Annotated in this window: 6 protein-coding genes and 1 pseudogene; 4 read left to right on the top strand and 3 right to left on the bottom strand. The window is 62.8% G+C overall.

Annotation, left to right across the window (positions count from 1 at the left end; translation table 11 throughout):
* Positions 1–197 (top strand): annotated as a pseudogene (locus EAW56_RS10520) (30S ribosomal protein S16); the annotation flags it as partial.
* 62 nt (positions 198–259) lie between these two features.
* Here the strand turns inward: EAW56_RS10520 and EAW56_RS12625 are convergent.
* From EAW56_RS12625 to EAW56_RS10510, 3 genes are all read right to left on the bottom strand, one after another.
* Entirely contained in the window at positions 260–817 is a 558-nt protein-coding gene (locus EAW56_RS12625) for a hypothetical protein (RefSeq protein WP_147453288.1), read from the bottom strand.
* 139 nt (positions 818–956) lie between these two features.
* Entirely contained in the window at positions 957–2300 is a 1344-nt protein-coding gene (locus EAW56_RS10515; protein ID WP_122086473.1) for an SWIM zinc finger family protein, read from the bottom strand.
* Complete coding sequence (locus EAW56_RS10510; protein ID WP_122086471.1) at positions 2301–4523, bottom strand: DUF6493 family protein; 2223 nt, start codon at positions 4521–4523, stop codon at positions 2301–2303.
* 179 nt (positions 4524–4702) lie between these two features.
* Here EAW56_RS10510 and rimM point away from each other — a divergent pair, with 179 nt between their 5' ends.
* The 3 genes from rimM to EAW56_RS10495 all read left to right on the top strand — a co-directional run.
* Positions 4703–5203, top strand: coding sequence for a ribosome maturation factor RimM (rimM, locus tag EAW56_RS10505; RefSeq protein WP_122086475.1), 501 nt, complete (start codon positions 4703–4705; stop codon positions 5201–5203).
* Positions 5196–6407 (top strand): tRNA (guanosine(37)-N1)-methyltransferase TrmD, encoded by a 1212-nt coding sequence (gene trmD, locus EAW56_RS10500; protein WP_122086469.1) that lies wholly within the window; start codon positions 5196–5198, stop codon positions 6405–6407. Before rimM ends, trmD begins: the two co-directional genes overlap by 8 nt.
* Positions 6404–7898, top strand: a 1495-nt coding sequence (locus EAW56_RS10495) for a Tex-like N-terminal domain-containing protein (RefSeq protein WP_122086466.1), incomplete at its 3' end; no start/stop codon positions are given. The genes trmD and EAW56_RS10495, both read left to right, overlap by 4 nt.

The raw sequence follows: 7898 nt of genomic DNA, 5'->3' as shown, positions 1-7898 counted from the left end.
AGGCGCTCGAAGAGGCCAACAACGGCCCGACCGCCGAGGCCATCACCGAGAAGCGCAAGAAGGCGAAGGAAGAGGAGGAAGCCAAGGCTGCTGCCGAGGCTGAGGCCGCTGCCGCCGCCGAGGCTGCCGAGAAGGCTGAGTCCGAGGAAGCTTCCGAGTCCTCCGAGGAGAAGGCTGAGGAGTCCGAGGAGAACTAAACTTTCCTCTACCGTGAGCAAACCCCGCTGTACTGGCATAAATGCTGATGCAGCGGGGTTTCTCATGCGCTGTATGTGATGTATCCGGGTGATGCGGTGACTGCAACTGATGGTGCTGGTAACGAGGCGACCGCGAAGACTGGTATTAATGCTGGTAGGCGTGCTGCGACGGCTGTGGCTTTAGCCTGCCGCTGCTGGCGCTGATCCCAATTTGTTGGGCTACTCAGATGCAGATCCCGGGCCTGTCTGGCTTTATTGCTCAGGCGAATGCCCAGATCCAGGCTGCCAATACGCAGATCCCGCAGCAGGCTGGTCTGTTCAACCCGCAGTTGGCTGCGCAGGTTGATGCTGTCAATCAGCAGCTGGGTAAGTTTTGTGCTGATCTGGCTACTGTTGCTGGTGGTCCGGCGCTGATTGACACTGGCATCCTGGCCGGTACGCTGATTTACGACAACTGCTTGCCTGATGGTGGTAGCTCTGTCGAGGATCTGGAGCTGAAAGGATCTTCTGGTAACACCTACGCTGGTTCCTCGAACAAGGAGCAGGATAAGGCTGGTTCCTCGAAGGGGGACAGCTCCTCGAAGCAGCAGGAAGGCTCCTCTGAAAAAGAAGTAAGCCAATCCTTGCGGCAACACTCTTTTCCAACCAACTGCGTCGCAGTATGCGCCTCTACTCGCGGGCGTGTGGCAAGGGGCACGAAACCGCAGCCGAAATCACACAGACAGCTGCGGTGCTCCAGGACAACTTGCTTATCTACGGTTACTCATGAGCACTCTCACGAAACGCCCGCGCGGCCAGCACGTGTTTGCACGGGCCGCGGCTGTCTTTGTGCTTCGCAAACCAGAAACAGGTGCACGCAAACGCAGAGGCGTCGTCATCGAGCCTCACCGTGTATGTATTGGGTCCGGAGCACACCGCGAATTCGTCGTTGTGCCCGTCGAGAGGGGTAACTGCGTTGCCGGCCAAGAGCTCCTCGGCATGGCTTAGGCGAGTGTGGAGCTTACCCACCACATTCGGGTCAAGCGGCAGCGGGCGGTGAAAGTATGCGCCCAGGCTGAGGTCGTAGCCAACCTGACCGGTTGATGCAAGGACTTGGAGTGCGTCTTCAATTCGGTCTGGGGTGAGTCCGGTTTCCGCCGCGAGGTGGGAGATGTCAATGTGGGGATCGAACGCCAGAACCGCGGAAATAAGGTCAGCATCATCGGCCGCGTGTCGGCTGCTCAGGGACATCAGTAATGAGCCCTCACCGGAAAAGCCGCGGGTCTTCATCGGGCTGAGCACGACTGTGAACCGCGCACCGGGCAGCCCAACAACCCATGCGGAAGACCTCGGCTGCGAAGAGCCGTCACTTTCGGTGCTGTATGCCGACAGTTTGGTCACATACGGCAGAAGGGGGACGAGTGGTTTCAAACGTTCCGGTCCGGGCAAACACACCGCGCCCTTCGACGGCCTCGATGCCAGGCGGAAGCCCCGTAAGGCTCGTGTGACCCACTGCACGGACTTCGGTGTAGATGTCCCCGGCAGTGAGGCGATGAGCTTTGTTGCCTCCGGTCCCGTAAGCTCCTGCTGCAACGTCATGGTGGAGCTCAGACGCTGCGATTCTGCAAGCCCTTTCACCCACCGCAACGGTAGGTTGACCTTTTTCTCCTCCAGGGCGTTGTCCATCGTCGTGACGTGCAGCGCGTCATCGGCAATGGTGAGGTGGAGTGGCGAGCCCGGTGTGACAGTCGCAAGCGCTTCGCGCAGCGGGGTGTTGATGTCCACGTTGGTCACGCCCGACTGGTGGGACTGTGCGTCAAGATCTGTGACATCCAAGCGGGCATAAGCGCTGCAGCAGGCGGAGAAAGATTCGAACCGCAGACCTTCTGGGGTGGAGGTGACCACCGGGTCAAGTGCGGCGACCGCCGCGGTATTCACGGGCGTGTAGAAGCGTTTTGCGGCGTAGTCTGCGACGGTAAGCACCCCGCGGGCGACGATATGCGGGTTTTCCACGAACCCGCTGAAGAAGTGCCGCTCGTCTGCGTGGAAACGCGTGCCGCCACTGGTGGCAAGCTCGAGGCCCTGGTCAGTCATGGCGGATGGGCGGGTGTACGTGTAGTGCATCTATGCCTCCTTGCGCAGCGCCGCCGCTGCCTGCGCTGCCTTTGATTTGCCGCTGAAGGCGTCAAGCCATTCGCACAGCGCAGCGTCGAGTTCTCGCGGGCCGGTGTCGAGTCGCACGTTACGGAAAAGCTCGATGAGCTTGCTGAGGTCGCGTGTCTTATGGTCCAGCTGGGGCAGGAGGTGTGCAAGGACGCCACGGACGTAGGTTGGGTTGAGCGTTGCAGCGTCGGCAAGCGAGGCCGCCCAACGGCCAAGGATGACGTTGTCTATCTGTGCCCATTCGCGCGCAGTGGTGTCCGCCTCGATGGCTTCCGGGAGCCTCGTTGCCACAAGCTCCGCAGCGATTGCGCGCATTTCGGGATCAACATTCGCCACGGCCTTGCCCAGGAACCTGGCGGTGTGCCGAGACCATGTGCCTGGGTGCCAGGTCAGTACGTCAACGATGCCGGGGTCTTGCTTCTCTGGGTGGCTCGACAACCCTCCATCAAGGTCTTCCTCCATGTCGTGGGTGTAGGCATCCACACAGCTCGGGGCGACGATTGCGCGTTCGGCCGGTAAGTGGGTTGCGCTGTACGGGCTGGAAACCAGAAACGGCAGCGCCTCCTCGCGCTTTGCGCTCCGGTCTTTCCACCCTTGTTCGGTGCGTACCCACACGCGGCTTGCGCCGCACTGGGTGCATCGGTCTTCAGGCGGAGTCCACAGGATGCAGTCGCAGCCAGCTCGCACTCCCTGCACAGGCACGTAACCGGTGTTGTCGTCCTGGTAGTCCACCAATCGCAAGTGAGCGAGGAGCGCATCGTCGTGCCAGATGTCATCGCGGTTTGGGTATGTGGCAAGTCGGCGGGCGAATTCCATGTTGTCCACGCGACCGAAAGTGTCCGTCGGCGTCGAGAGCAACGTGCGCGTGGGCTGGAGCCCATGCACGATGGCAACGACTCGCAACAGCGATTCCCTACTCAGATCAGTTTTCAGCCTAAACGCGTTGGCTTCTTTCACCTCGGCAGGAGAGCAGCGGCATTGTGCCAACAGCCATCGCGCATCGGTGACAAAAGACGCGGGGCCGTTGTTCGGCAGCACCGGTTTGAGAATCTCCAACGCCCGCGGCCCGGTTTCAGCCAGCCAGGCAAGGAGTAGCGCAAAGCCCACCGCGTCGGGCGTGGCGAGCAACTCGCGGGTGCGAAACAGGGCGTCCTCGTCCGTCCACGGGGTGACAGGCTGTGCCTCAACGCGCTGCGCTAACGATGCGGAAGGCACTTCGGGGGCTGCTGTGCTGCTGAGATCTTGGGACCCGAACAATTCGAGTGCCATAACTGGGGACAGGGTGTCACGGGCGGCGTCGATAAGCTCAGCCCTGTCCAGCGTGCGAAGGAGTGCGGCGCTGCGGCGTACGACCTCGTCCTTCGCATGGTAGAGGCCGGTTTGCGCAGCGATGGCGATCCCCGCGGCCAGGTCTTCACGCTCGGCCGAGATCTTCTCCAGCATTTTCAGCGCCGTGATGGCAGTCGCCTTTGAACCACTCAGGGCGTGGGCAGCGGCGGCAACAAACCCGTCTGCATCCAACTCCGATAGGTGAGAGAGCTGTTTGACTGCAAACGTAGTTGTAGAGCCCACGCCCGAACCCATCGCAGCGATCAGCAGGTGTTGGCGCTTCGTGGTTTCCTCCTCGCTCGGTGCGAAATCCTCGTAATGCTGGGTAAACCAGCGAACGCGGTGGGCGGGAAACCCTCGGTTCAGTGCTTTGAGCATCTCATCGAGCAACCGGTCGCGGTCCAGCATTCCTTCGCTTACCAGCGCAGCAAGCGATTTTGCCCAGCCGGGCCAGTATTTCTTCTCCATGGTGGTGAAGCTGACTTCCTGGGTGCCGCCGAGGGAAAAGAGGGGCCAAATGAGTGCTTCCCGGAGCTCGGTGTCGTGCCAGAGGAGAAAGTCGCGCTCGAAGCCGGCCTGCCCCATCAACCCAATAAAGTATGGGTCGCCGTGCTCGATCGTGTAGCCCTCAAACAGCTCGCGCAGGCGAATCTGGATGAATGTGTCACCTCTGAATTGGTTCCAGCCCTCTTGCTCGGGCTGCGTTGGGTTCTCGATGAGATAATTGGGGTCGATCGGGAGGGCGCGAATCGTCTCGTAGGCTTCTTCCAAGGTCATGCCGGGGCACCACCACTTGACGGTCATCCAATGATCTTTGTCGGCTTGCTCTTTGGAGAGTTGCTCAAAGTAGTTCACGTTGCGTCCTTAAGCGGTCGAGGTTGGTGCGGCGGCAGCTTCTTGCCCGGCATCGTGACACAGATTACGTATACCTTCAATGGCTTCGCTATGTCGCACATCCTGGAGCCACAAGAGGCAGCCCACGTTGCTTGATCTCGGCGGAGTCGCCCCATTCGCCGCTGGTAGCCTTGTGCTTCATGGAAATGCTTATCGGTCGCGTAGTGAAATCCCACGGTATTCGGGGTGAGGTTGCCGTGGAGTTGTTGACGGAGGAATCCGAAGACCACATTGTTGCCGGGGCAGTGCTCACAGGCCGCCAAGCTGGTAAAGAGCAGCGGCTGACAGTGAAGACGGTGCGTCCACATCAAAAGCGCCTCTTGGTTAGCTTTGAGGAGGTCCCCGACCGCACTGCCGCCGACAGCCTTCGCGGCATGAAGTTTTATGCCGAGCCACTAGAGCGTGACGCGGAGGAGGACGGCTACTACGACCACGAGCTCATAGGCCTCGAAGTGCGCATGGATAAGGCACGCATTGGCGAGGTCACCGGTGTCATGGACACCCCGAACCGCAAGATCCTCGAAGTGGACTACCAGGGCAGGGAAGTGCTCATTCCCTTCGTCATGGACATCGTCCCGGAGGTGGACCTGGAGCAGGGCTACCTGACCATCACCCCGCCGGAGGGGCTGCTCGATGTCTAGCCACATCCCGCAGCTGCGACTGGACGTCATCACCATTTTCCCCGAATACCTGGAACCGCTGCGCCACGCGCTGTTGGGCAAGGCCATCGAGCAAGGAATCCTGCAGGTCGGCGTGCACAATCTGCGCGACTGGGGGCAGGGAAATCACAAGTCCGTGGACGCCCCGCCACTTGGCGGAGGCCCCGGCATGGTGATGAAGCCGGACGTGTGGGGCCCGGCGCTAGACGCGGTCGCCGCGGGCACCTCCAATACGGATGAGCTCACGACCGCGGCGGCGCACAGGAACGATAAGGTGCGCCACGACCAGCGAAACGACGTCGCCCCGCGGCCGTACGACGCGCGCGACGTCCGCGACGGCGAGGACCCGGACGCCCCGCTGCTGCTCGTGCCCACCCCGGCGGGTGCGCCCTTTACACAAGCGGACGCGCAGGCGTGGTCGCGCGAGCGCCACATCGTTGTCGCGTGCGGGCGCTACGAGGGGATAGACCAGCGCGTCTTTGAGGACGCGGCGCAGCGCTACCGCGTGCGAGAGGTGTCCATCGGAGACTACGTGCTCATCGGTGGCGAGGTCGCCACGCTTGTGATCGCGGAAGCGGTCACCCGGCTCATCCCGGGCGTGCTGGGCAACACCCAGAGCCACGAGGACGACAGCTTCTCCGACGGGCTGCTCGAGGCCCCCAGCTATACCAAGCCGCGCAGCTGGCGCGGGATCGATGCCCCAGAGGTGCTCTTTTCCGGCGATCACGGCAAGGTGGAGCGGTGGCGTCGGCAAGCATCGCTCGCCCGCACGCAGGCGATACGCCCGGACCTTGTCGCCCAAGCCCGCGCGCGCGACGAGCTCACCGACGAGGACACCTTTTACCTCGACTCGCGCGCGGTGATCACCGGCCTCGATGTCCTCCTCGACCCCCGCAGCTGGTCCAAGGTGCGAAAGCGTTTGCGCCGCGAGCTCGCCAAAGCCGGTTACCGCATTGACGACGCCACGCTCACCGAGCGCTCGGGCCCCGCCTGCTTCGAGCCGTCAATGCTCGAGCAGGTCTACGAGCAGGAGCACGGGTTGCCGGCCCTGGATCCGCTGTGCCAGCTCGAGATCACCGGCCGCACCACGCTGAGCAACGCCGAGGCGACCAAGGCTGTGGTAGCCGCGCTGCCGCGGGGTACCCAGTGGGTGGGCACGACCCGGTCGCTAGACTCACACGAATGACATCTCTCGCAGCGACCATCGCGACAGAACTCAACGTACAACCATCCCAGGTCGAGGCGGCGCTGAAGCTGCTGGCTGAGGGCAACACGGTCCCGTTCATTGCCCGCTACCGCAAGGAGGCCACGGGCGGTCTCGACGACGCTCAACTGCGCCACATCGAGGAACGTCACACGTACCTCGTGGAGCTCGAGGAGCGCAAGCAGGCAGTCATCGAGGCGATCGAGGAGCAGGGCAAGCTCACCGACGAGCTCAAACGCGCCATCCTCGATGCCGACACAAAGGCCCGCGTGGAGGACCTCTACCTCCCGTATAAGAAGCGAAGGAAGACGAAGGCGGACATTGCGCGCGAGGCAGGACTCGAGGAGCTCGAGCAGTTGCTTATCGATGCTCCCACGTCCGACCCCGCAATCCTGGCCGAAAAGTTCCTCTGCGAGGGCTTCGAGGACACGAAATCGGCCCTCGACGGGGCCCGCGCAATCCTGGTGGACAGGTTTGCCACCGACGCGGACCTGGTCGGCGAGGTACGCGAGCGCCTCTACACCACAGGCACGATGCGCTCTGGCGTCGTGGAAGGCAAAGAAGCCGAAGGCGCTAAGTTTAAGGACTACTTCGACTTCAACGAGCCGTTCGAATCCCTGCCGTCGCACCGCATCCTGGCGCTGCTGCGCGGCGAGAACGAAGGCGTGCTCACACTGGATCTGGATGCGGGCGACGAGTCCGTCTACGAGGGCATGATCGCCGAGCGCTTCGACCTGCCGGTGAAAGACAGCGAGTGGCTGGCCAAGGCAGTGAAGTGGGGGTGGCGCACGAAACTGCAGGTCTCCGCAAACCTGGATACCCGCGTGCGTTTGAAGGAGAAAGCGGAAGAGGGTGCCCTCGAGATCTTCAAGACGAACCTGCGCGACGTGCTGCTGGCCGCCCCGGCGGGCCAGCGGTCCACCCTCGCCCTGGACCCGGGGTATCGCAACGGCGTGAAGTGCGCGGTCATCGACGGCACCGGCAAGGTCCTCGACACCACGATCGTCTATCCGCACCAGCCGCAGAACCAGTGGCAGCAGGCGGTGCAGACACTGTCCACGCTGTGTGCGCAGCACGGCGTGGAGCTCATCGCGGTGGGCAACGGTACCGCGAGCCGCGAGTCCGAAAAGCTCGCCGGCGAGGTCGCAGATCTTATCGCCCAGGCGGGCGGGCAGCGCCCAACCCCGGTGGTGGTTTCGGAGTCTGGCGCGTCCGTCTACTCTGCGAGCCCGATTGCGGCCGAGGAGTTCCCGGACACGGACGTTTCCCTGCGCTCTGCCGTCTCCATCGCGCGGCGCCTGCAGGACCCGCTCGCGGAGCTGGTGAAGGTCGACCCGAAGTCCATCGGCGTGGGCCAGTACCAGCACGACGTGAACCAGGCTGCGCTCGCCCGCACGCTGGACGCGGTGGTCGAGGACGCGGTGAACTCGGTCGGCGTGGATCTCAACACGGCATCCGCACCGCTGCTCGAGC

It is taken from the genome of Corynebacterium gottingense (genome assembly GCF_003693265.1).
GTDB lineage: Bacteria > Actinomycetota > Actinomycetes > Mycobacteriales > Mycobacteriaceae > Corynebacterium > Corynebacterium gottingense.
Note: the sequence above shows the minus strand (reverse complement) of the source record. Positions and strands in the feature narration are given on the sequence as shown.

Bases quoted from the DNA above. Each gene is read 5' to 3' on its own strand.
- rimM (WP_122086475.1), top strand. From the start codon at position 4,703: ATGGAAATGCTTATCGGTCGCGTAGTGAAATCCCACGGTATTCGGGGT.
- trmD (WP_122086469.1), top strand. From the start codon at position 5,196: ATGTCTAGCCACATCCCGCAGCTGCGACTGGACGTCATCACCATTTTC.
- EAW56_RS10515 (WP_122086473.1), bottom strand. From the start codon at position 2,300: ATGCACTACACGTACACCCGCCCATCCGCCATGACTGACCAGGGCCTC.